The sequence below is a fragment of the Pedobacter sp. 01N310 genome (assembly GCF_056399805.1).
On the sequence record NZ_JBFTSB010000004.1, the window covers coordinates 42,246 to 66,145 of the forward strand.

At 37.3% G+C, this 23,900-nt stretch carries 21 protein-coding genes; 11 read left to right on the forward strand and 10 right to left on the reverse strand.

Translation table 11 applies throughout. The annotated features are described in order from the left end of the window. The 9 genes from nuoL (at position 1) to AC1DNH_RS10145 (ending at position 9,371) form a co-directional block, all read left to right on the forward strand. On the forward strand, positions 1 to 1,902 hold the full coding sequence (nuoL, locus tag AC1DNH_RS10105; RefSeq protein ID WP_477581938.1) for an NADH-quinone oxidoreductase subunit L: 1,902 nt from the start codon (positions 1 to 3) through the stop codon (positions 1,900 to 1,902). A 20-nt stretch (positions 1,903 to 1,922) separates the two neighbouring features. After that, positions 1,923 to 3,386, forward strand: a complete 1,464-nt coding sequence (locus AC1DNH_RS10110) for a complex I subunit 4 family protein (RefSeq protein WP_477625360.1) — start codon at positions 1,923 to 1,925, stop codon at positions 3,384 to 3,386. Positions 3,387 to 3,389: 3 nt separating this feature from the next. Continuing rightward, the gene (locus tag AC1DNH_RS10115; RefSeq protein WP_477610487.1) at positions 3,390 to 4,760 is read left to right on the forward strand and encodes an NADH-quinone oxidoreductase subunit N; all 1,371 of its coding nucleotides are present in this window, start codon (positions 3,390 to 3,392) and stop codon (positions 4,758 to 4,760) included. A 47-nt stretch (positions 4,761 to 4,807) separates the two neighbouring features. Continuing rightward, the gene (locus AC1DNH_RS10120; protein ID WP_029274742.1) at positions 4,808 to 5,467 is read left to right on the forward strand and encodes a DedA family protein; all 660 of its coding nucleotides are present in this window, start codon (positions 4,808 to 4,810) and stop codon (positions 5,465 to 5,467) included. 2 nt (positions 5,468 to 5,469) lie between these two features. Further along, complete coding sequence (locus AC1DNH_RS10125; RefSeq protein ID WP_025146339.1) at positions 5,470 to 6,021, forward strand: inorganic diphosphatase; 552 nt, start codon at positions 5,470 to 5,472, stop codon at positions 6,019 to 6,021. Beyond that, positions 6,021 to 7,445 (forward strand): hemolysin family protein, encoded by a 1,425-nt coding sequence (locus AC1DNH_RS10130; protein WP_477582886.1) that lies wholly within the window; start codon positions 6,021 to 6,023, stop codon positions 7,443 to 7,445. Before AC1DNH_RS10125 ends, AC1DNH_RS10130 begins: the two co-directional genes overlap by 1 nt. An 8-nt stretch (positions 7,446 to 7,453) precedes the next feature. Further along, complete coding sequence (locus tag AC1DNH_RS10135; protein ID WP_477582884.1) at positions 7,454 to 8,158, forward strand: 16S rRNA (uracil(1498)-N(3))-methyltransferase; 705 nt, start codon at positions 7,454 to 7,456, stop codon at positions 8,156 to 8,158. Between the two features lie 85 nt (positions 8,159 to 8,243). Beyond that, positions 8,244 to 8,867, forward strand: coding sequence for a DUF4159 domain-containing protein (locus AC1DNH_RS10140; RefSeq protein WP_477582882.1), 624 nt, complete (start codon positions 8,244 to 8,246; stop codon positions 8,865 to 8,867). Between the two features lie 3 nt (positions 8,868 to 8,870). Continuing rightward, positions 8,871 to 9,371 (forward strand): acyl-CoA carboxylase biotin carboxyl carrier protein subunit, encoded by a 501-nt coding sequence (locus tag AC1DNH_RS10145; RefSeq protein WP_477582880.1) that lies wholly within the window; start codon positions 8,871 to 8,873, stop codon positions 9,369 to 9,371. A gap of 219 nt (positions 9,372 to 9,590) precedes the next feature. Here the strand turns inward: AC1DNH_RS10145 and AC1DNH_RS10150 are convergent, their stop codons facing one another. Continuing rightward, a complete protein-coding gene (locus AC1DNH_RS10150; protein ID WP_477625361.1) occupies positions 9,591 to 11,276 on the reverse strand; it encodes an SUMF1/EgtB/PvdO family nonheme iron enzyme in 1,686 nt (561 codons plus the stop codon). A 640-nt stretch (positions 11,277 to 11,916) separates the two neighbouring features. Here AC1DNH_RS10150 and porV point away from each other — a divergent pair. Together porV and ispF are read left to right on the forward strand one after the other, a co-directional pair. Continuing rightward, positions 11,917 to 13,107, forward strand: a complete 1,191-nt coding sequence (gene porV / locus AC1DNH_RS10155; protein WP_477611393.1) for a type IX secretion system outer membrane channel protein PorV — start codon at positions 11,917 to 11,919, stop codon at positions 13,105 to 13,107. A gap of 61 nt (positions 13,108 to 13,168) precedes the next feature. After that, positions 13,169 to 13,648 (forward strand): 2-C-methyl-D-erythritol 2,4-cyclodiphosphate synthase, encoded by a 480-nt coding sequence (gene ispF / locus AC1DNH_RS10160; RefSeq protein ID WP_131028066.1) that lies wholly within the window; start codon positions 13,169 to 13,171, stop codon positions 13,646 to 13,648. A gap of 6 nt (positions 13,649 to 13,654) precedes the next feature. On the opposite strand, the gene AC1DNH_RS10165 is transcribed toward ispF, so the two are convergent. The 9 genes from AC1DNH_RS10165 to AC1DNH_RS10205 form a co-directional block, all read right to left on the reverse strand. Further along, positions 13,655 to 14,113 (reverse strand): hypothetical protein, encoded by a 459-nt coding sequence (locus AC1DNH_RS10165; protein ID WP_477580117.1) that lies wholly within the window; start codon positions 14,111 to 14,113, stop codon positions 13,655 to 13,657. Between the two features lie 529 nt (positions 14,114 to 14,642). After that, positions 14,643 to 18,047: a trifunctional glycoside hydrolase family 18/polysaccharide deacetylase/glycosyltransferase family 2 protein gene (locus tag AC1DNH_RS10170; protein ID WP_477580119.1), complete on the reverse strand. Its 3,405-nt coding sequence runs from the start codon at positions 18,045 to 18,047 to the stop codon at positions 14,643 to 14,645. Positions 18,048 to 18,637: 590 nt separating this feature from the next. Further along, complete coding sequence (locus tag AC1DNH_RS10175) at positions 18,638 to 19,507, reverse strand: pirin family protein (protein WP_477580121.1); 870 nt, start codon at positions 19,505 to 19,507, stop codon at positions 18,638 to 18,640. A gap of 70 nt (positions 19,508 to 19,577) precedes the next feature. Further along, positions 19,578 to 20,108 carry a YceI family protein gene (locus AC1DNH_RS10180; protein WP_215130003.1) on the reverse strand — a complete coding sequence of 177 codons (531 nt, stop codon included), beginning with the start codon at positions 20,106 to 20,108 and terminating at the stop codon, positions 19,578 to 19,580. Between the two features lie 165 nt (positions 20,109 to 20,273). Continuing rightward, complete coding sequence (locus AC1DNH_RS10185) at positions 20,274 to 20,861, reverse strand: Crp/Fnr family transcriptional regulator (RefSeq protein WP_029274727.1); 588 nt, start codon at positions 20,859 to 20,861, stop codon at positions 20,274 to 20,276. A 12-nt stretch (positions 20,862 to 20,873) separates the two neighbouring features. After that, positions 20,874 to 21,032, reverse strand: coding sequence for a FeoB-associated Cys-rich membrane protein (locus tag AC1DNH_RS10190; RefSeq protein WP_082458743.1), 159 nt, complete (start codon positions 21,030 to 21,032; stop codon positions 20,874 to 20,876). Positions 21,033 to 21,099: 67 nt separating this feature from the next. After that, on the reverse strand, positions 21,100 to 21,651 hold the full coding sequence (locus tag AC1DNH_RS10195; RefSeq protein ID WP_477580124.1) for a hypothetical protein: 552 nt from the start codon (positions 21,649 to 21,651) through the stop codon (positions 21,100 to 21,102). A 66-nt stretch (positions 21,652 to 21,717) separates the two neighbouring features. Further along, positions 21,718 to 22,905 (reverse strand): hypothetical protein, encoded by a 1,188-nt coding sequence (locus AC1DNH_RS10200; protein WP_477580126.1) that lies wholly within the window; start codon positions 22,903 to 22,905, stop codon positions 21,718 to 21,720. A 163-nt stretch (positions 22,906 to 23,068) separates the two neighbouring features. Next, positions 23,069 to 23,896: a type 1 glutamine amidotransferase gene (locus AC1DNH_RS10205; protein ID WP_477580128.1), complete on the reverse strand. Its 828-nt coding sequence runs from the start codon at positions 23,894 to 23,896 to the stop codon at positions 23,069 to 23,071. Positions 23,897 to 23,900 lie beyond the last annotated feature (4 nt).

Below are 23,900 nucleotides of genomic sequence, written 5' to 3' on the forward strand. Positions count from 1 at the left end.
ATGACAATAGAACAATTGATTTGGTTGGTTCCGTTACTTCCTTTTTTAGGGTTTGTAATTAATGGACTAGGCAGAAACTCTTTATCTAAAGGACTTGTTGGTATCATCGGAAGCGGGGTAATCTTAGCCTCCTTTATTATCAGCATAGTTATTTTCTTTAGTTTACAAGGCGACACACAAAAATCTCACGAAGTATTTTTATTCGATTGGATCAGCGCGGGTGCACTACACATTCCATTATCTTTTCTGGTTGATCCTTTAAGCTCGATCATGCTTTTGATCATCACTGGAATCGGTTTCCTGATCCATTTATATTCTACCAGCTATATGCACAGCGATGCAGGATTCGGTAAGTTTTTCGCTTATCTGAACCTGTTTGTATTCTTCATGCTTTTATTGGTATTGGGATCAAACTACATCGTTATGTTTATCGGTTGGGAAGGTGTAGGTTTATGCTCTTACCTGTTAATCGGTTTCTGGTATACAAACAGTACTTATGCCTCAGCAGCTAAAAAAGCTTTCGTAATGAACCGAATTGGTGATTTAGGCTTTTTGTTAGGTGTATTCTTAATCTTTACCACTTTTGGTAGTGTAGAATTTGCTAAAGTTTTCCCGCAAGCAGCTAATATGTTGCCAGGCAAAGATACTTTGGTTTTAATTACCATCTTGTTATTTATTGGTGCCTGCGGTAAATCGGCTCAGTTGCCTTTGTTTACCTGGTTACCTGATGCAATGGCCGGACCAACGCCAGTTTCAGCTTTGATCCACGCAGCTACAATGGTTACAGCTGGTATTTATATGATTGCACGTTCGAGCGTATTATTCGATCTTGCTCCGCTTACACAGCACATCATTGCCATTGTTGGAGCGGCTACGGCTTTAGTTGCAGCAATTATTGCTTTAACACAGACTGATATTAAAAAAGTGTTGGCTTATTCAACCGTATCGCAATTGGGATATATGTTTTTAGGCCTGGGTGTCGGCGCTTATACAGGTTCATTCTTCCATGTTTTAACCCACGCATTCTTTAAAGCACTATTATTCTTGGGCGCAGGTTCGGTTATCCATGCCATGCACCATGAACAAGATATGCGCCATATGGGCGGATTGAGAAAGAAACTTCCGGTTACTTTCTTAACGATGTTGATCGGTACCATTGCCATTGCAGGTTTACCACCGTTCTCTGGTTTCTTCTCAAAGGATGAAATTTTAGCACATGCTTTCCAGGCTAGTCCGATACTTTGGGGAATTGGGGTTTTAACCGCATTCTTAACGGCATTCTATATGTTTAGAATGATGTTCTTGACTTTCTTTGGCAAATACCGTGGAACACATCACGAAGAAAGCCATGTGCACGAATCGCCAAAAGCGATGACTTTACCTTTAATCATTTTAGCTATTCTTGCTGCAATTGGTGGAGCAATCAACTTTCCGCATATTTTTGGTGGAAACGAATGGTTGGCACATTGGTTAACTGGTGCAGGTGTAGCACAGCACGAATTGGATTTAAGTCATTCAACTGAAATAGGTTTAATGGCGATATCGGTAACCGCCGCTATAGCAGCTTTATTTTATGCTCATAGCAGGTATGTAAGGGGAGCACGCGTTCCTGTTGCTGATGAAGCACCGCGTTCTGCTCTGGCAAAGTTATCCTATAATAAATTCTACCTCGATGAAATTTATGATTTCCTGATCACTAAACCATTAGATGCACTTTCGAAATTCTTTTATAGGATTATCGATAACAAATTTATCGATGGAATTGTGAACGGACTGGGGTGGAGTACAAACGAAGCCAGTAAAGGTATTCGTTTGCTACAAAGTGGAAACGTAGGTTTCTATATTTTTATGATGGTATTTGGTATCATCGCATTACTTGCATATACATTTTATTACATATAAAAAGGGTTCAAAATTAAATAATGGAACAACTTTTACTACTTATATTTCTTCCGCTTGTAGGTGCAATTATTACTGCATTTACTGGTAAGTCGGCTAAAATAGTTTCGACCGTATTTTCGGTTGTTTCTTTGGTTTTGACTTTGGTTATCGCCGGTAATTTCATTCCAAATGCAAGTACCCAGTTTGAGGTTAATTTGCCATGGATTGCAGATTTAGGCATCAATTTCCACGCAGGTATCGATGGCATTAGCATGCTTGTGGTATTGCTAACCAATTTATTGGTGCCGATCATTATTTTATCGAGCTACAACCACCAGTATAAAAATCCTGCTGCATTTTATGCGTTGATTTTATTTATGCAATGTGGCCTGTTATTGGTATTTACGGCATTAGATGCGTTCTTGTTCTATATTGGATGGGAAGCGGCATTAATTCCAATTTACTTTATCTGTGCCATCTGGGGAGGAAAAGACCGCATCCGTATCAACATGAAATTTTTCGTGTATACCATTGCTGGTTCATTATTTATGTTGATGGGTATTATTTACTTATATCTTCAAAACCCAGCACACAATTTTGATATTCAAGCCTTTTATGCTTTAAACTTAGATAGTGTACAACAGGGATGGATTTTCTGGGCTTTCTTTATCGCTTTTGCCATTAAGATGCCAATTTTCCCTTTCCACACCTGGCAGCCTGATACTTATACCGCAGCACCTACACAAGGAACGATGCTATTATCGGGTATCATGTTAAAAATGGGCATTTATGGTGTAATTAGGTGGTTATTACCAATTGTTCCGGCAGGCGTTCACAATTGGGGCCAAGTGGCTATTGTTTTATCAATCATCGGTATTGTTTATGCTTCGCTGATTGCTTTTACACAAAAGGATGCTAAACGTTTGGTAGCTTATTCATCTATTGCTCACGTTGGATTAATATCAGCAGGTATCTTTGCTTTTAACCAGCAAGGTATGCAAGGTGCAATGGTACAGATGTTGAGCCATGGTATTAATGTAGTTGGTTTATTCTTTGTTTTAGATATCATCTTCTCTCGTGTTAAAACCAATAAAATTGAAGAATTAGGTGGAATTGCGAAAGTAGCACCACAGTTGGCGCTTACTTTTCTGATCATTGTTTTAGGCACGGTAGCTTTGCCGGGAACAAACGGATTTATTGGTGAGTTTTTACTGCTAATGGGCGTTTACAACTACGGCATTTGGGCTGCAGCTATTGCAGGATTAACCATTATCTTTGGTGCTGTCTACATGTTACGCATGTACCAAAATGTAATGTTGGGCGAAACCAACAGCTTGACCATCACTTTTACCGATATTAAAGGGACCGAAAAATTGGTTCTTTATACAATTTGTGCACTGATTATTATTTTGGGTGTTTATCCGAAACCAATTTTGCACTTAACAGAGGCATCTGTACAACATTTATTAGAACAGGTAAATCAAAAATTAAACACAGTAAATTAAGCAATGAATATTATTATAACCATTAGTATAACAGCTTTTATAGTGCTTTATGCAGGTTTGTTTAAGGCAAATAAAGCATTACTACCACTTACCGTTGTTGGCTTACTTACTGCACTGGGATTTACTTTTTGTGCATGGAATGGCAATGCTGTTCATTTCGGAATGATGCAGACAGATAACTTCGCTCTGGCATTTTCCGGGATCTGTATTATCGGCACACTTTTAATCTTTTTATTAACACAGAACTATTTCCACGCTAAAAGCGATAACATAGCCGAATATTATACCTTAATTCTTTTCGCGCTGGCGGGAATGATCATGATGGTATCGTATAAAAATATGGCCATGTTATTTGTAGGCTTAGAAATCATGTCGGTGAGTTTATACATTTTGGCCGGTATCCGTAAAAAGGATTTTGCCTCTAATGAAGCTTCATTAAAGTATTTCCTAATGGGTGCTTTCTCAACAGGCTTCCTCTTATTTGGTATCACCCTAATTTATGGCGCTGCAGGGTCATTCGATTTAGATAAAATACAAGCCTATCTGGTAAATAGTCAGGCAATTTCTCCAATATTTTATCCGGGTGTTATCCTGATGATGATCGGTTTAAGCTTTAAGGTTGGTGCTGCTCCTTTCCACTTCTGGACTCCAGATGTATACGAAGGCGCTCCTTCATTAATTACCACTTTCATGAGTACTGTAGTTAAAACTGCAGGCTTTGCTGCTTTTTTAAGATTATTTGCTGGTGCACTTGCTCCACTTCACGATTTTTGGGTTGCACCACTTATGGTAATTGTTTGTTTAACCTTATTCATCGGAAACGTAACTGCGCTGTTCCAAAAGAACTTCAAACGCATGTTGGCATATTCGAGTATTTCGCACGCGGGTTACCTATTGTTTTCGCTTATTGTGTTAACCAAAAACTCTGAAAACAATGTATTGGTTTATGCCGCTGCTTACACCTTCGCATCCATTATCGCTTTTGCGGTATTAATATTAGTAAAACAAAAGACGGGTAGCGATAGTTTCGAAAGTTTCAATGGTTTAGCTAAACGTAATCCACTAATAGCATTATGTTTAACCGTAGCTATGCTTTCATTAGCCGGTATTCCGCTAACAGCTGGCTTTATCGGGAAATATTTAATGTTCCTGAATGTAATGACCGAATATAAAACCTTACTTGTTGCATTTGCGATTTTAAATGCGCTGGTTGGCTTTTATTATTATTTTAGGGTAATTACAGCCATGTGGTTTAAAGACGGCGCAGAAACAGAGCTTTCAGCTCCGGCACAGTACAAGGTTGTGTTACTGGTTTCTGTAGCCATTACATTAATTTTAGGTATTTATCCTGCAATTATTTTAAACCTGATATAGGTATGCTGTTGTTTGATAATTATTTGTAGTTTTACGAATAATTGAATATGCACGATTTTTGGAATAACCTGCATCAGCTACTTGATCCCGAGAAATTATTGAGGGAGGGTGGTTTCTATCTCGTCGTATTCGTTATCTATGCAGAAACGGGCCTGTTTTTTGGTTTTTTTCTTCCCGGTGATTATTTATTGTTTTTAGCGGGAATGTTTGTAGCAACAGGCAAGCTTGATGTGAACATTGCGGTGCTCTTGGCGGGCTTGTGTTTCGCAGCCATTTCTGGAAATTTTACCGGCTATTGGTTCGGGCGTAAAACTGGCCCCGTATTGTACACCAGAAAAGACAGTTTCTTTTTTAAGAAGAGATATTTAAAAGCTGCAGAGGATTATTATCACAAACAAGGTGCCTTTGCATTAATTATGGGCAGGTTTGTGCCAATTGTTAGAACTTTTGCACCGATTTTTGCGGGAGTTGTAAAATTAGAGTTTAAAAAGTTTGCCTTATACAATGTTGTTGGTGGCGTACTTTGGATCTGCTCCTTAACTTTGCTCGGTTATTTTTTAGGCAGAAGGTTTGAAAAAGAAATTAACGATTATTTATTATATATTATTATTGGCTTTATCCTTATTACAACTATACCATTATTAATTACCTTTGTAAAAAGTAAAGTAGTGAGTGGTCCTGAAGAGGATAAAACAGATTTAAATTAAAAATGGCAAAAGACGATCATCACGCATGGCATAGCGTATCTCCTGGGCACAATGTTCCGGAAATTGTAAACGCAATTATTGAAATTCCAAAAGGATCAAAAGCAAAATACGAAATAGATAAAGAATCAGGTCTGATCAAGTTAGATAGGGTTCTTTTTTCATCAGTAATGTACCCAGCAAATTATGGCTTTATTCCGCAAACTTATTGCGATGATAAAGATCCATTAGATATTCTGGTGCTTTGCTCGGTAGATGTTTATCCAATGACATTGATCGAAGCGAAAGTTGTAGGTGTAATGCACATGGTAGATAATGGAGAGCAAGATGATAAAATTATCGCGGTTGCTGCTCACGATATGTCGGTAAACTACATCAACGATTTAGATGAATTACCTCCACACCAAATGAAAGAGATTGTTCGTTTCTTTCAGGATTATAAAGCATTAGAAGATAAAAATGTAACCATCGAACATTTACTTGGTGTTCGTTATGCGCATAAAGTAATTAAAGAAAGCATAGAACTTTATAACACAACATTTAGAGAATTGGCTTAATGGATTTACCCACGGTATGTTTGTTTTTAAATTTTGAGCTAAGTGCAATCCTGCCCAAAAACGTAGTTTTGGTTGCTTTACAAGAACCCGATACCACTTCTGTAGGCTGGCGATTATTCTTTGCATTATTTTTGGTGTTACTAAACGGATTTTTTGTTGCAGCAGAGTTTGCAATTGTAAAAGTCCGGGCATCACAGATTGAAATTAAAGCAAAAACAGGCAGTCGTGTTGGCAAAATGGCCAAAGGGATTATTCATAACCTTGATGGATATCTGGCAGCCACACAGCTGGGTATAACGCTTGCATCGCTTGGCTTAGGTTGGGTAGGTGAAGGCGTTATGCATACCATTTTCAAAAATCTGTTCGATAGTTTGGAATGGGGATTGAGCGATGCTTCTATCCATACTGCATCTACAATTGTTGCCTTCTCGTTGATTACGATTATGCATATTGTATTTGGTGAATTAGCGCCTAAATCTTTTGCTATCCAACGGCCGGTAGCAACAACCTTATTTGTTTCTGTACCATTGCAGATATTTTATGTGGTATTTAGACCATTCATCTGGACATTAAATAGTCTTGCTGCGATTATTCTTAAGCCATTCGGAATCGACACTTCAAGCGGACATGAATCGCTTCATAGTACCGAAGAACTTCAGTATTTATTAGACCAGGGTAAAGAAAGCGGAGCCTTAGATAATAACGAACATGAGCTGATTAAAAACGTATTCGATTTTAATGAGCGAGTGGTGAAGAATATCATGGTACCCCGCACCAAAATTTCGGGTATTGAACTAACTTCTCCAAAAGAAGAAGTGATTGATACAATTATTAAGGAAGGGTATTCGCGTTTACCGGTTTATGATGAGATCATGGATAAAATTGTAGGGATTATCCATGCAAAAGATATTTTACCATTGGTTGCAGCGGGTAATCAGCACTGGACATTAAACGATATCATCAGAAAACCATATTTCGTTACAGAAACCAAGAAAATCAACGATCTGATGAGTGAACTGCAAAGTAACCGCATACAGATTGCTATTGTATTAGATGAGTTTGGCGGTACAGCGGGCATGGTTACGTTAGAAGATATTGTTGAAGAGCTTGTTGGAGAAATCCAGGATGAATACGATGAAGAAAAGCCACTGGTAGAAAAAGTTTCTGACAATGAGTTTATCGTAAATGCATTCGCTACTGTATATGATGTGAATGAACATCTACCTCACGATTTACCAGAGGATGAAGATTTCGATACCATTGGTGGTTTGGTTTCTCATGTTTTTGAACGTATCCCTGAGGTAGGCGAAAGCAACGAATCATACGGATATCTGTTTACCATCCTTAAAAAAACAGAGCAGAATATCGAAACAATCAAGTTAGAATTGGTGATCAATAAAGCAGATATGGTTGATAATCATTAATTTCAACTATGCATATTTTTTACACACCAGATATAGCCCAAAATGCTTATACGCTTAACGAAGAAGAGAGCAAACATTGCGTTAGGGTGCTTCGCCTTACCATAGGCTCAATCGTTAATCTGGTTGATGGGAAAGGTGGTTTTTACACTGCTGAAATCACTTCTGATAATCCGAAAAAAGTCTCCTTATCCATTTTAAAAGTAGAAACGGAGTTTCATAAAAGAAATCATTACCTGCATATTGCTGTTGCGCCAACTAAAAATATCGACAGGATCGAATGGTTTTTAGAAAAAGCTACAGAGTTGGGTATTGATGAAATTACACCAATTATTACCGATCGATCGGAGCGTAGGATAGTTAAAGAGGATCGGCTCAACAAAGTGATTACTTCTGCTGTTAAGCAATCGATAAAAGCCTATCATCCAAAATTAAATGATGCCATTTCTTTGGATGCTTTTTTAAAAGAATCATTCGATGGGCATAAATTAATAGCACACTGTATCGATAACGGGGAGAAACAATATATATCCAAACTTGTAGCTCCACATCAAAAATACTTAATTCTTATTGGTCCTGAAGGAGATTTCACACCTGATGAAGTTAATTTAGCTTTGAACAAAGGCTTTAAAGCATTAACTTTAGGTGATAACAGATTGCGCACAGAAACGGCTGCATTATCTGTTTGTTTTGAAATCAATTACCTTAACCGATAATCATTTGAAGTTTTCAGTTTTCAGTTTTCAGCTTCCGAAATTTAAGTTTATTGCTTCTTGCATAGGGCTTTTGGCTTTCTGCCTTATGCTTTCAGCTTTTAGCGCTTTACCACCAACCTACCGCATGGCCAAATTAAAGTATAACGGTGGTGGTGATTGGTATGCAGATAGAACAGCATTGCCCAACTTAATTGCCTACTGTAATGCCAATTTGAAGACTAATTTTTATGCCGAAGAAAGTATCGTAGAAGTAGGCTCGAAAGAAATATTCAATTATCCGTTTGTTTACATGACTGGCCACGGAAACGTAGTTTTTAACGATCAGGAAATTAAAAATTTAAGGCAATACCTTACAGGTGGTGGTTTTCTTCATATTGATGATAATTATGGATTGGATAAATTTATCCGCCCGCAGATGAAAAAAGTATTCCCGGAACTTAGTTTTGTCGAATTGCCGGCCAACCATGCATTATATAACCAGAAATTTAAGTTCTCGGGAGGCTTGCCAAAAATCCATGAGCATGATAATAAAAGGCCACAGGGATTTGCGTTGATTTATAAAGGTAGAGTGGTATGCTATTACACCTTTGAGTGCGATTTAGGGAATGGCTGGGAAGATTTCGGCACCTATCCTGAGGATACACAAGAAACGAGGACTAAGGCGCTTAAAATGGGTGCAAATTTGGTTCAGTATGCTTTAACCCAATAACAAATGTATAAAGTAAAAGTAAACGATCAGTTTTTATTTGAGGTTGAAAATAAGGAGTCATCTTTTTTGGTAAACGGAGAACCTATTCAGTTCGATCCGAGTTCAATTGGGAATAATAGTACACATGTTTTATACCAGAATAAATCTTTTAATACAGAGCTGGTTGAGCTGAACAAAGCAGATAAAACCTGCAAAATAAAGGTTAACGGTAATATTTATCAGATTAGCATCGAAGATCAGTTTGATGTTTTGCTAAAACAGCTGGGGTTGGATAATTTAACTGCTAATAAAGTTTCAGAAATTAAAGCACCGATGCCTGGTTTAGTACTAAAGGTTTTGGTTGAAGAGAACGCTGAGGTAAAGAAAGGTGATAACCTATTGGTGCTGGAAGCGATGAAAATGGAAAATATCTTGAAATCATCAACCGATGGTTTGATAAAGAAAGTTTTGATTAAGCAGGGCGATAAGGTAGAGAAGAACCAGATCTTGATTCAGTTTAAGTAGATAGCTTTTGCCATTAAAGAGTTAATATAGTGTCGTCACCCTGAATTTATTTCAGGGTCTTTTAGCATGAAAGATGCTGACCGCGCAGCAGCTATTAGGCCTCTAAAATAACAAAAACTGCTAATAAAATAAATTCAGCATGACGATCGTCTCGTCAAATGAGCGAAATACAATACACAAAAAAGAAAAGTCCCGATTTAATGTCGGGACTTTTCTTTTTTATTTACCTCTACTTACCCTGTAAGGTTTTTGAGGAGGGTTTTTAAAATTTCTTTTACCTGCAGTACTAATTTCTGGAGCGCCAAGCATAGTCATGGCGCAACGGAAACCAACTTCTGCTGATGATTCATCTTGTTGCATAAAACGGCGTGTTGCCGGGTTTAACCAGTAAGCCATGTCATTCCAAGAACCACCTTTATAAACTCTGGATTTATCGTTTACAAGCGTTACACCTTCTTCATTTAATAAAATATTTTGTCTATCACGGTAACCTCTTTGATCTGCCTGATAACTGGTTGATGCTACTGGAGATTGTGGATCAGTCGATTTTGAAATTGAATCAGAACGTTTCGCCTGTGCCTGTTTTTCTGCCCAGGTTTGTTTTCTTCCGGCGTAAGCATTTTCCTTAATCGGATTGCCATATTTATCCAATGCAATTTTTCCGCTTTGCGAATCCTCTAATTTTTTATTGGTGAAATAGTTCCCACGATATGGATTAAATGCATCTGCATCGGTAAATGTACCTGTTCTGTAAACATCATTAACCCATTCATTCACGTTTCCAGCCATATTATATAAGCCGAAGTCGTTTGGTGCATATTGAATAACGGGAACAGTTAAATCTCCTTTATCATTTAATGAACCACCAACACCCATATAATCGCCAGGTGCCCTTTTAAAGTTGGCCTGAATCATACCTCTGGTTTTCTTTTTGGCAGAGCTCACACCTAAGCCATTCCACGGATAGATTTTATTCTGATTGATGTTTTCGTATTCTGTATTGCCGATTAAACCTAAAGCAGCATATTCCCATTCAGCTTCTGTTGGTAAACGATAAGGCTGCATAATTACACCATCCTCTAGTGTCGCAGTTCTTCTAGGCTGATTGTTTTTGCCTCCAGATGCTGGGGCTGCTGTTCCTCCAGCGGTTGATGTAGCTGCACCTGATTTTGTATTGTAATCGGTTGGTGCATTTTTCCCCTTATCATCATACTGGCCATTTAAATATGCATCAGTATTAAAAGGTTTGTCTGGTTTTGGAGTCGCCGCTGCTGTAGTAGCAGCATTGCTTTTTCCATTACCGGCTAAAGTTTTATAATCAGTTAAAATTCCTTTTTCGCGTAGAATAAATTCGTTAGCTCTCGAAGTTCTCCATTCGCAATAACGTGATGCCTGCTCCCATGAAACACCTACAACAGGATAGTCACGGTAAGCAGGGTGTCTTAAATAATTATCTACATAAGGTTCGTTGTATGATAATGCGCGGCGCCACACTAAAGTATCAGGAAGCTCATTATAATAAAACTCACGATCTTCAGGGTAGTTGTATCTGATCCAGTGTAAGTATTCTAACCAATCGGTATTCGATACTTCAGTTTCATCCATGTAAAAAGATGGAACAGTAACCTGTCTTTTGTAATTGTAAATATTTGGCTCAACACCCGGTACTTCGATGGCACTACCACCAACAACTAAAACTCCACCTTCAATTGGAATCAAGCCTGGTCCTGGAGCTCTCTTATATTGAGTGGCTACAGCAAAAGCACCAGATTGGTTGTTTTTGCTTTTCCTATCGGCATAAGGAATACCTGTCTTGCTAGAACTGTTCCCTCCTTTTGAGCTACAGCTCGTAAGTAGGGCAGCTAATGACAAACAAGTAAAAGAATATAGTAACAGTTTTTTCATATAGTTCGTTGGGGAAATCGTCCCTATAGGGATTCAACCGATAAAATTAAACAATTTTAAATGAATATATAAATAATGTGGTAATAAAATATCGATTATATTTTTGAGTGATAACGTATTATTTTATATCGTATTGTGTCTACTTACTTTTTCAGTTAAATTTAGGTTAAATAATTATAAATAAGCAAGATGAAAAGAAAGTGAGATGATTGAGAAGTGCTGTTAGCAAGCCATTAGCCCAATAGGTGGAATTACTTTTATTACAGTTCAGGTCATCTCAATATTAATTTTTTTTATGTTTTTAGTGACAGCTTAAACACGTATATATAAAAAGAGTATTGTTATAGTTTATAGAGATTGCAATAAATTAACCATATTTGATTTAAAGATTATTAAGTTGACAAATCGAATTAATAATTTTTATAGAAAAAAGAAAATAGCTCAATTATGATGCTAAATGGTTATTAGTTATTGGCTTAGGTTTTTTGCAGTCACACCTGTATGTAAAAATCGTATGTTTAATTAGTAAATAATCATAGAATTCGTAATTTGGTGAAATATAAGTTTTGGTTTTACGTTACAGAATATATTCTCCAGTTGTTGCTAAATACCAAAATCTAAAATTACGTACCTTTAAAGGATGAATTTCAAGTACATCAGTAAACTTGCTTTTTCTGCACTCTCAATGGCCTTGGTGTTTGGTAAAACAAATGCTCAGGTAACCATAGGCAATACACAAACAAATGGTAGCGAGGCAAACAATATTGTAACAGCAGTTCCATTTCTGCTCATTACGCCCGATGCCCGTGCTGGTGCAATGGGTGATGCTGGCGTGGCCGTTGCTGGTGATGTAAATTCAGCCAGCATTAATGCTTCTAAACTTGCATTTTTAGATAAACCTTACGGATTTTCTGTTTCTTATAGCCCGTGGTTAAAAAGTTTAGTACCTGATATTAATCTTGCCTATTTAAGTGGCTTTTATAAATTGGATGATCGTAATACCATTGGTGCCTCATTAAGGTACTTTTCTTTAGGATCTATTCAACTTACCGACATCAACCAACAAGACCTGGGGATTTCCAATCCGAATGAATTGGCTTTTGATGTTTCTTTTGCTCGTAATTTTGGTGAGGAATTTTCATTAGGAACATCATTAAGGTATATTTATTCAAATTTAGCTTCAGGGCAATTTTCATCATCAGGGCAGGTTCATAGCGGAAATGCGGTAGCTGTAGATGTATCGGGATTATACAAAACAACAACTACAATGTTTGGCAGGCAGACTGTTCTTTCTGCAGGCGCTAATATTTCGAACATTGGAACAAAAATGAGCTATTCTGATGGTGGAGAAAATTTCTTTTTACCTACAAATTTTAAAATAGGAGGCGCGTCTACAATTACTGTAGACGATCTCAGTACCTTAACTTTTGCCCTTGATTTTAATAAGTTGCTGGTGCCAACGCAACCGATATACGATTCGAACAATAACATTGTGAGCGGAAAAAATCCTAACCGTTCAGTTCCTGCCGGAATTTTTGGTTCGTTTAGTGATGCCCCGGGCGGTTTTAGTGAAGAATTAAAGGAAGTAGGAATTTCAACAGGCTTAGAGTACTGGTATAACCAACAGTTTGCAGTGAGAGCAGGTTACAACTATCAGAGCCCAATGAAAGGCGATAGCCGCTACTTTACCTTGGGCCTTGGATTAAAATACAACGTTTTTAATATAGATTTCTCTTATTTGATTGCAAATGCACAAACAAGTCCACTTGCAAATACCTTACGTTTTGGTCTATTGTTTAACTTTGGCGACAAAAAGATTGTTAAGAAGTAATTTTAAGCTATCAGTTTATAATTAACCGATTAACGTGTTTAAACAATTAACCTAAATACCCATGAAAATTAGAGTAGGTTTCGGATTCGATGTACATCAGTTAAAAGATCAGCACCCTTTTGTTGTTGGTGGAGTTACATTAGATCATCATAAAGGTGCTTTTGGGCATTCGGATGCCGATGTTTTGCTTCACGCCATCTGCGATGCGCTTTTAGGGGCAGCCAACCTTCGCGATATTGGTTTCCATTTTAAGAATACAGATGATAGATGGAAAGGCATCAGTAGCCTCGTTTTATTGAAGGAAACGGTTAAATTGCTGGCCGAAAAAGGATGGCAAATTGGCAATATAGATGCGATGCTTTGTTTAGAAGCGCCAAAAATTAACCCTCATATTCCTGCTATGCAACAAAATATTGCTGAAGCCATTGGAATTTCTACCGAGGATATTTCGATAAAAGCCACTACCAATGAGCAAATGGGATTTATCGGCAGGGAAGAAGGTGTTGTTTCTTATGCCGTTTGCCTGATAGAAAAACCTTAATTCCTATTAGAATTTTCGGGCGGTTAAGTAAGAAATCGGTAAGCCTATGCAAAAAATCAGAATTACCGCATTTAAAATCGCCCGTTCATAATGAAACGGTGCTGCAGGTATTTTGGTTAATGGAACAATCAGGAGGGTCATGATCGTCCAAACGATAATGCCATATAGTATTCCTGAAAGGATAATGTTTTTACGTAAAACAGGTGCTTTTATTGATGCAATAGTAAAAATCAGGGTGAAGCAAAAAGCAATAAAGTAGTGGAGTGCTAAACCTATAAGAGCCGTTTTAGTCCCTCCAGCAAAGGCATTTGGCCCCATAATAGCACTGGAGATATACTGAAATACCCCCATAAAATTCATCTTTCCTAAAAATATAACTGCTGCCAATCCATCTAATGTTCCGGCGATAAGCGCAATCAATAAAACCTGTTTAAAGGAAAATATAGTTTGGTTAGATTTTTCCATAAACAATAATAATGTTTTTTTAAATAGCTTGTTATGAATTGTTTATGTTTTTTTTGCTTGTATGTAATAATATTAAATTTTGATTCGGAGCTGTCACATTGAGCTTGTCGAAATGCTTTACATTGCATTTTAATCAGCTCTTCAACAGGCTATCAATGACGTTATTTTGTAATCATTTAAATAGGAACAGTTTATGTCGATTTCGTATTTCCACCTAACTAGGCCGTAGTACCGTATCTCCGTTCTACTTAAATCCGGCTTAACAAATTTTTCGGGCTGCACTACCCAGGCCAACCTACTAGCTTTGAAAGAAAAATTTTCAGCCGGTGTTTTTTGTTTCTTTTTGACACCAAAAAGAAAGAAGCCTGTCCGGCTAGGACTAATAAAACACCCCGTCCTGCGGACACCCCTCTAAAAGAGGGGAATATTATATTGCTTGAAATTTAAACGTCATTTATATTAATTTTTATAAAACAATTACCCCTCAAGGTGACATCCATTGTTTATAACATAATCTCCGGGACAAGCATTACGCCAGCTGCTCTTTAACGTTTCCTGTCCGCTTTAACGTTCCCCAGGTTTCCAGTTCACCTTTTATGGCTTTTCTGAACGAACGGAATAGTACAATATACATTAATTGTCGCCAGAAAAACCGCTGTGGGAATATGTAAAGTAAATTCCTGTATTTTTCTTTTTCCATACGGAAGGCGATTGCAGCAAAAATCATATCTACAACAATAAAGATAATATAATAGAAAAGTACCTGGCCAAAACCGTTATGCAGGCTTAAAATTCCTGAAAATCCGGTTAGGGTTAAATTATTTATAGCACTTAACGAAAACAGACCACTAATTAACGAGATGAACATAAAAAGATCGGCAAGTGGAGAAAATAGCGGCAAAATGATCTGATAGATCAAAATATTTGGCATTCCTACCATCCCAAAGTAGCCGTATTTCTTGTTTAGTAGTGTTTTTCTGTTTTTCCAGAAACTTTGCATTACGCCAAAACTCCAACGGAAACGTTGTTTAAGCAACATATTCACCGTTTCTGGTGCTTCGGTATAAGCAATTGCAGCATCGCAGTTTTTAACGCGGTAACCTGCTTTCAAAATACGCATGGTTAAATCGCAGTCTTCAGCAAGCGTATCAATCGTAAATCCGCCGATTTCTAAGATTACATTTTTCCTAAAAGCACCAATTGCTCCAGGTACAACGGTTATTGTATTTAGTAAGTCGAAAGCTCGCCTATCCATATTCTGTGCAGTGATATATTCAATAGACTGCCATTTGGTTATAATGTTATTGGCATTGCCAACTTTCACTGTTCCAGCTACAGCAGCTATTTTATCGCTGTAGAAATAACGCATCAGTTCGGTAACGGCATCATCTTTCAATTGCGTATCGGCATCTATACAGACCACAAATTCGGAAGTTGCTTTTGATATACCATAATTTAATGCAGATGCTTTGCCTCCATTTGCTTTGCGGAAAACCTTAACCTGAGGGTGGTTGCCAAAGTGTTCATTAATAATTTCGAAGGTTTTATCTTTCGAACCATCATCCACAAAAATCAATTCAAAATTCGGGTAGGTGGTTTTTAAAAGACTATTAATGGTTTGCACAGCAGTAACTTCTTCATTGTAAGCCGGAATGATAATACTCACTTTTTCTGAAGGATTTACTATCAATTTATCCGCATGCTGTCTCGCTCTTTTTCGCTGTCTGATAGCCAGATAAGCAATAAAAATGGTCCTTAAAATGGCAAGTACAATAGCAACAGAAAATATAATGTTTAAAATCATGTTTCCATAGTAAAAAAAGTTGATGAAAAAATAATCTCCAGAGCCTGAAAAACCACTGTTTGCAGTAGACTTAACCGCAGGCATTAATTCTGATCTTTTTTTGCCCATTAAATCGCCAACTGTTGTAAAAGTATAGCCTTTGGCTTTAAAGAATTTTATAATCCGAGGCAAAGCGGCGACAGTAGCCTCACGGTTTCCACCTGCATCGTGCAATAAAAGAATATTGCCATTATCCTGCTGCTTCACTACTTCATTAAAAATCTGATCGGCAGTTTTGCCAGGTTCCCAGTCTTCAGGGTCGATAAGTTCACCTATATTGATGTAATTCTCTTTGCGGCTCTGTGCAACCGGCAAAATTTCTGAAATGTTCTGGGGTTCGGCATCGGCATTAAATGGTGCACGAAACAGAATTGTACTGTGGCCGGTAACCGCTTCAATTAACCTGCGGGTAGCATTTAGCTCGAATTTTACCCGTCTTGGTCCAATGGTCGACATATCCGGATGGAAGAAAGTATGGTTTCCAATTTCATAACCATCATTATATTCTTGTCTTAGCAGTTCCATATTCTGCTCCGCCATAATGCCAACTACGAAGAAACAGCCTGGTACTTTTTCTTGTTTTAATATATTTAACACCTGTGGTGTATAAACCGGATCAGGTCCATCATCAAAGGTTAAGGCAATTTTCTTATCAGCCTCTCCAAACCTTTTAATTACATATTGCTCAGGGAGACGGGTATATTTTTGATCGGCAATAGAGAAATTGTCTTTATTTAAAGTGAATTTTACACTACCTGGTGTTGGGGTAGAAATCAGGTCCAGAATTTCCCCATCGCCTAAATACGAGATCCCACCCATATTTAATGAAGCAATTTTGCGTAAATCGAATGGTTTTTTCTTTAATGTATCCAGACTGAGGTCGTTAGAAATAAAAGACCATAAACGTTTGTCCTCAGAGCCTAAACGCCATAAAGCTATCCCCGCAATATCCCAATCATCAGCCTTGCGGATTAAATTAAAATAGGTTGCCGCATCAGTAAAGTAAACTTCATGTTTAATCCCACTGCCATCATTGTACGTGTAGTTTAAATTGGCAGAGGCCGGATCATAGTTTATTTTACTTTTGTAATTAACCGCACTGGTCATTGCATCTTCGTAGGTTACTGATTTACCCACGCTATTTTTTGGCCAATCGTAACCATAGCAGGCCAGGGCAAGGATTACTTTGCTGGCATCAACTTTACTGCAAATGTCATCAAGTTTTTCTTCTACCCATTCCTGATGAGAAATATCGCCCGCATTACTTTGCTCGGTATGCTGATCATAAGCCATCAATACAATGTAATCGTTATATTTTTGAAGAATTTCTGGTTTATAATCGTCGTTTTCGGGTGAAATATCCTGAGAAACAATCAGTTTTTCTGCATGAAACTGACTATAAAGGTTTTTCATAAAAGCATTAAAACTGTCGCTGTTCTGGAGGTTTAGTTCTTCAAAATCGATGTTAATTCCGCGATAGCCATATTTTTTTGTAATGGCAATCAAATCATAGATTAATTTTTGTTGCGCGGGCTGATCATTTAATAACCGTCTTACAGCAGCTCCGTCCCAGTGATCTTTATTGTAATTAGAGACAACTGCAATGGCCGATTTTTTAGCTGTATGGATAACTTTTAAAGCAGCAGTATCTGCCTTGTCTACAATAGAATCRCCATTTAAAAAGAAAGATTCTGTAGCCACCATATCCAAATGGCCAATGTTCCTCTTAAGATCGGGCAATGATTTGCTGACAGTTGAAGCCCAGCTTACATAAAAAGCCATGTTTATCCGTTTGTTATTGCCACGATGGGTTAGAATGCGGTGCTCCCGGTCTTTTTTGATTTTTTGCAGCTTTGATTTTTCAATCGTGAAATCTTTGTATTGTTGCGATTTCTTCAATTTATCTAACTGTTTTTCAGTTAAGGGTGTATTGGTATTTATAAAAGGCAAATTTGGTGCCTGTACTGAAGACAGTGTGTACACCACGCAGATGATTGCGATAATGAAGACTAAAAAAAACGTACGGCTTACCCATGTAAATGTATGCCAGCGTCTTTTAGTCTCAGTTTGAAATATTTGTTTTCCGGACATTTTTCTTTTCTGATTTATTAATCAAATGTCACTAACGAATATGAAGATTGGATGAATGATTGATAAGAATGGTTAAGATGATGGATCGCTATCCCAGTTTTAAGATGCTGATTTACTTACTGTTTATCAGGTGCATAAGCGGTACTCTCGGATCTTTTCATCATTAAGAAGTTAAGGTAGCTAAGGTTTTCTTGCGTAAATTAAGATATGCGTCGTTATCCTGATAGGTTAAATTTTTTAAATACATTGGATTATTGATGGCAAGTTTTGGCGGTTCGTCATTCCCAACTTGATTGGGAACCACGGAGTGCTCATGAATACCTCAAAAAAGGAAAAACTTATGAATAATCTTAATGCAAGCGCTTTAAGATTCCCGCCTGCGCGGGAAAGACGGCCTCTCTTTTTAATCTGTCATTGGTAACTTGTTTCAGAATCTTTTAGTTTTGTTTATCTAGCAAGAGGATGTTTTCGGCGGGGTTGTCCTGTAATATAAAACCACAAAAAAGCCGACAAATTTTATAAAAATGCCGGCTTATTTATCTATTCAGTATGATGGATGCTGAAACAAGTTCAGCATGACGATTTTCTGTTTACTCTTCTAAATAACCGAACCTACCTTGGTTGTAATCTTCAATTGCCTGATGGATTTCGGCTTCAGTATTCATTAAAAACGGACCGTACTGAACAATTGGCTCATCTATAGGTTCTCCACTTAAAATCAAAACCACGCTATTTTCTAGCGCTTCGATCTTAATCTCTTCACCTTTGTTTTTGAAGTGGATAAAATCATCTACGGATGCGGTTTCGAACCCATTAATTTTGATCGAACCTTCAATCACCATAAATCCGGTATTAAAATTCTCAGGAAAGTTAAAAGTAGCTCCACCACCTTTATTTAACCTGGCATTATAGAGTTCTATGGGGGTAAAGGTATTTGCGTTGCCTTTTATACCCCGATAATTACCAGCAATGATCTCGATTTTTCCTCCATTTTCGGGAAGATCAAAATGAGCCATATCAGCCTGCTTAACTGCCTGATATCTTGGTTTGCCCATTTTATCTTTAGCAGGCAGGTTAATCCAAAGCTGAACCATTTGAAAAGGACCTCCAGCTAAGCTGTAGTTCGCTTCGTGATATTCTTTATGTAGTATACCACTTGCAGCAGTCATCCATTGTACATCGCCGGGGTAAATCACACCGCTGTTTCCAGAGCTATCGTGATGGGCAACCGCACCATGATAGGCAATAGTTACCGTTTCAAAGCCTCGATGTGGATGTACACCAACGCCCCTGGGTTCTTTCCTGGCAGAAAATTCGATCTTTGAACCATAATCCATTAAGAAAAACGGACTCATGTTGATTTTATATCCACTTGGGAAAAAATTGTGTACCCTAAAGCCATCGCCAACCATATGTGGCGCTGGCGCTTTTAGTACTTTTTCTATTTGTTTTGTTTCCATGATTGGAACCTTTCTGTTATGCGCTTGGCGTTTGGCGGATAATCCACGCTTATCGCCAAACGCCTATCACTTATACACTTTTTACAAACTGTAATTCGCCTAATATGCGAACTTCTTCACTTACCATTACGCCACCTGTTTCTAATGCAGCGTTCCAGGTTAAACCGAATTCTGAGCGGTTAATTTTTCCACTTAAAGTAAATCCTGCTTTGGTATTTCCCCATGGATCGGTAGCAATACCACCAAATTCTGCAGTTAATTTTACAGGTTTGGTTTCGCCTTTAATGGTTAAATCACCTTTAACGATATAATCGCTGCCATCTTTTTCTACTGAATTAGATTTAAATTCGATGTGAGCAAATTTTTCTGCATCGAAGAAATCTCCGCTCTTTAAGTGATTGTCGCGATCTGTATTTCCTGTATCGATTGAACCGATATCACCTTTGAAAGAAATTTCTGCATTTTCAAATTCATCACCTTCAGATGATAATTCTGCTGAGAAAGATTTTAAACTACCGGTTACAGTAGTAATCATTAAGTGTTTTACTTTAAATTGTAATTCGCTGTGGGTTGGATCTAATGTCCATTTCGTAGTTGCCATATCTTTTGTTTTTTGAGATGTTTAATATTTACAACACAAAAGTACAGCGCAGGTTTTTACTACAGATTGATGTATGGTAAGTAATGATTGAATGAAAGAATGATTGAATGTTGTAAAATTGAAATGTTAGATTTGACTAAGCCCTTCACTCATTCAAAATTCAGTCTAAGGCCTGAAATGTTTATTCGCCAGCTCTTTTCTCACACGACTTAACGATTCGGGGGTAATGCCCAGATATGAGGCAATCATCCATTGTGGTACGCGGAGGGTAAGGTTAGGATAGAGTTTTATAAAATCGAGGTATCTTTCTTCAGCAGTTGCACTTAATAACATATTGATCCTTTTCTGCATAAAGCGGATCGAATTGTTGAGCAGTTTAATTTGCATGGGCTGTAAGCATGGTACTTGTCTGGCGGCTTCTTCCATGAAATTGTTGGGCATTAACACGGCCTCGGTTGCTTCGATGGCATCTATAAAAAATATTGATGGCTCATTATTCATGTTGTTGCGATCAGACACCAGCCAGTTTTCGGGGGCGAACTGAAGGATGTGTTCTTTGCCTTTCGCATCAATTGAGTACGCACGTAATAAACCTTTGCCTACAAAATATCCATGTTTAAAATTATCGCCGGTATATTGAACTATTTCGTTTTTCTCGAATTTTTTAACCTTTAAAACAGATGATATGCTTTCGAACTGTTCATCAGTTATTTCTATTTTTTCCTGTAAGTATTTCTGGAACTGATGAATCATAAAGGCGGAATGTTATTTTTTTACGGGCTTAATATCGGAAAAATCTACACCACATTTACAATTACCACCACATCCATCTTTTTTTACCTGTAAAGATTTAAAAACCAAACGGCCAACATATACCAATGCTACCGCAAAAAGTAAAAAGACTAAAATCGTTTGAATATCCATAACACAAATATAAGGGCTTTTAGGACTTTGGTGTTCAATTGAATGTAAAAAGGTAGGATTTTATATCTCAATCAAATTTGGATATAAGAAGTTTACATATCTTAATAGCTTCTTTAGCATTCAATTCGCAAGCATCTAATTTAACTATAATACGGTTCGTGCTATTCTGAAATTTCACAGAATCACTGCTTCTATATATCGTAATATCAGCATATTCGGTAGAATAATCTGAAGGAGTTTTTGCTGCTAACAAATCAATTAAACTACATAAATTATAATATTTAATAACAGCTTCATTATTTGACTTATTTTCGAAAAATAACCTATACCTATCTGATTTTAGTATTGTAGAATGAACATTTTCACATGATTTGTAGCTAACTGATATTGTCTCATTTCCTTTTTGAGCGTGTTTTGTCATGAAAGATTTGATAGCATTTGCTGAGAAATTATAATCACTAAGATCTCTAATTAAAATAGTCAAATAATTCTTTATTAACCATTTTGTCCTAACATTATAGATATGATCAGAAATTATTGTCTGTAGATTTTGGATTAAAAATAATATGATAGCACCTATAAATCCACTTAAAAGATTATCTAGAGTTAGTATTGGCATATATGTTAAGTGTAATATTCAATAACAATTAGATTTATATTTAAATATCTTGGAAATTAAGACGCATTACTCCTCCATAAAACCAATCGTTCCCCCAACCCAATCGAAATCGGCATTATAACGCACACCAATCATTTTGCCCCTGCTTAATCTGGCCAGGTTAATGCAGAGCTGTGGTTCGCCACCGTCGGACCATAAGTACATCATCCTGATTTCGGCTTTTACCCCACCATCTGGTGCCTGTACAGCGGGCTCGTAATTTACTTTTCTTTGTAAAATCCAGTTTTCGGGATCTTTTATATTGGTAATGTCCGTTTCGCTTACATCGATAATTACGCCCATACCAGCGAAAGAGAATAATGGCTTAAGTACGTAGTTTTCTAAATCTTTAGGGATTGTATTTAACTCATTTAAAAACCGTGTTTCGGGCACAAATTCGCTTTTTAAGAATGGCATGGTATACTTGCTGATGCGATAGAACCAGTTGGGGTGCGTTACCCATTCTACATCCAGTTCCTCACGTGGGTCGAAACTGTTTTTGAAAATTTCGGTGTTATTGGCTACCTCATCAAATATCAGGCGGTTATAAATTCTTTTTAACTGGATCTTTTTGCCATCTTCTTCATAAAAGAGCTTTTTGCCTACTTTTTTAATGTCTTCCAGTGCTAAAATCTTAATGCCCAACATTTTTTGGGTCACAAAAAAATCGATAGCCGTTTTTTGGTTAGGCGCATCTACATCCATCAGGGCCACTTCTTCTGGTTGGTGGGAGCCAATAATTACTTCTTTAAGCAGCTTGATGTACGCTTCTTCGTTAAAGCCGTTTAAAAAATGATTCACAGAACCATCAATCTCAAAACTTGTCTGGAAAGTTTTAGCCAAATGATGCTGAAAGCCATACAAGGAAGGAAATCCCTGCATTTCAATTAGCATGGGTGTAAGTTCTCCGGCTTGATTTTTACAAATACCAAAATCGAAGGTTAAAAAGTGAGGCTGTGTATTTTCATTAGGCACATTCCAGTTTAAGGGGATTGCCTTTTGAGTAAGTGCTTTAAAATTGGGTTGCTTAATCAGGTTTATAATTTCTTCTCCTGCCGCAATCAATTTTTCTTTCAATGCTTTCGGAATAAATACCGGCGTTTCTGCAACCCTGAAAGGAATTTCGGGATAGCCATTTTGCAATTGAGTAAGGAAGTTTTTGTACTTCTCGTCTGTAAATTGCTGGTTGTATTTTTGGCGTTGAGCAGGTATCATAAGTTTGTAATTGATTCTGGTTTACAACTTGTTATTGCAAATGAGAGAAGTCATTTCGACCGTATTTGATAAATCCTTTAACTTTTATCTTAAACATGTTTAATAGATTTCTCCGTTCCGCTGTGCTCCAGTCGAAATGACGGCTAAAGTAGTCCTGGCTTTTCTACACTTCCTGCAAATCCCCAATTGCCTTTTGTAAGAAATTAGGTAAAATAATACTTTGCGTAAGCACGATTCTTGCAGGATCGTCTAAACTGTTTAACATATCCAGGTATTTTTGTTCCCCGTGCATATCAACAATTGCTTTTTTCTTTTCTTCCTGAAGCAAGTACATTTTCATGCCTACCGGATCAGCTTCTGGATGGAATTGTGTACCGATGATTTCATCGGAAAAGCGGATCGACATCATACAACGTTCTAAATCTACATGTTTACGTTCTTTTTCGATGGCCAATAATTTAGCACCTTTTTTCTCGAAAGCAGCAAAATCTGGCTCGATCACTTGCCAATCTCTGCTGTCGACCGAAAAGAAAGGGTTGGTAATGCCATTAAAAATTTCGTCTTTTTCTCCGTCTTCAGTTAAGGTTATCGGGAAAATGCCAAAAGCATTCGATCGTCTTTCGGTTACATTGCCCAATTCATATTTTCTGCAAGCCAATTGGAAGGAATGGCAGATCAAAAAAGCGTACTTTTTTCGTTCATCGTTTTTATGGTTAAAAGCTTCTATCTGATCTAAGAGATTAAAGAAATCATTTTCCCATTGTTCGCCCTTACTTTCAATCGGACTACCTGGGCCACCGCTAGAAATATAAGCATCATAACCGATGCCCGGTATTTCTCCTTTTTGCCTTAAATCAAAAATATCAAAGGTTAAATCGATATTGTTATCGTTTTTAAAACGGGATAAAATTTCCTGAATTCCCCGCATACCCTGATTAGGTGCACCGTTATTCATGTCAATAACGGCCACCTTTAAGCTACTTTTATCCATTATA